General features: G+C 68.8%; 1 protein-coding gene. It reads left to right on the top strand.

The features are described from left to right. Positions 1-65: 65 nt before the first annotated feature. Positions 66-1,020 (top strand): IS481 family transposase (locus tag ACTMTJ_RS45375; protein ID WP_441225319.1); only part of this gene is annotated, 955 nt, incomplete at its 3' end.

The following is a 1,020-nucleotide window of genomic DNA, read 5'->3' as shown; positions in this document are numbered from 1 at the left end:
GGGTGAGGACCTCCTCGGTAGGTGTGGAGCTACCACAACAGCCGCACCATCCGAGGGAGGTCCTCGTGCCCCACCGTAACGCCCCGTTGACCGAGCTGGGCCGGCTGCGTCTGGCCCGCTGCATCGTGGACGAGAAATGGTCGCTGCGGCGAGCCGCGGAACGGTTCCAGGTCAGCCCAACGACTGCGAAACGGTGGGCCGACCGATACCGGGCCCACGGGCCGGCCGGGATGGCCGACCGGTCCAGCCGCCCGCACCACAGCCCCCGCCGCACGCCGGCGCCGGTCGAGCGCAAGGTACTGCACCTGCGGGCCAACAAGCGGTGGGGACCAGCCCGGATCGCCGGCCGGCTCGGCCTGCCCACCTCGACCTGCCACGCCATCCTGACCCGCGCCGGTGTGCCACGACTGGCCCACCTAGACCGGGCCACCGGCCAACCAGTCCGCCGCTACGAACACCCCCACCCCGGCGACCTGATCCACGTCGACGTCAAGAAGCTCGGCAACATCCCCGACGGCGGCGGCTGGCGCGCCCACGGCCGGCACATCGGCAACCGACACAAGCAACAACACCCCAGCCAACACGGCCGCAAGGGCGGCAAACCGATCATCGGCTACAGCTACCTACACACCGCCATCGACGACCACAGCAGGCTGGCCTACACCGAAATCCTGCCCAACGAAACCAAACACACCGCCGTCGCCTTCTGGCAACGCGCCCACGCCTTCTTCACCACCCACGCCATCACCATCACCCGGGTCATCACCGACAACGGCGCCTGCTACCGCTCCAAACTATGGCGCCACACCCTCACCTCGATGGGCATCCAACCCAAACGCACCCGCCCATACCGGCCGCAAACCAACGGCAAAGTCGAACGCTTCCACCGCACCCTGGTCGACGAATGGGCCTACGCCAAGCCCTACCCCACCGAAACCGCCCGCCGCGCCGCCTTGCCCCACTGGCTCCACATGTACAACCATCACCGACACCACACCGCCATCGGCGGCCCACCCGCCA

Source organism: Phytohabitans sp. LJ34 (genome assembly GCF_052068095.1).
GTDB lineage: Bacteria > Actinomycetota > Actinomycetes > Mycobacteriales > Micromonosporaceae > Phytohabitans.
Note: the sequence above shows the minus strand (reverse complement) of the source record. Positions and strands in the feature narration are given on the sequence as shown.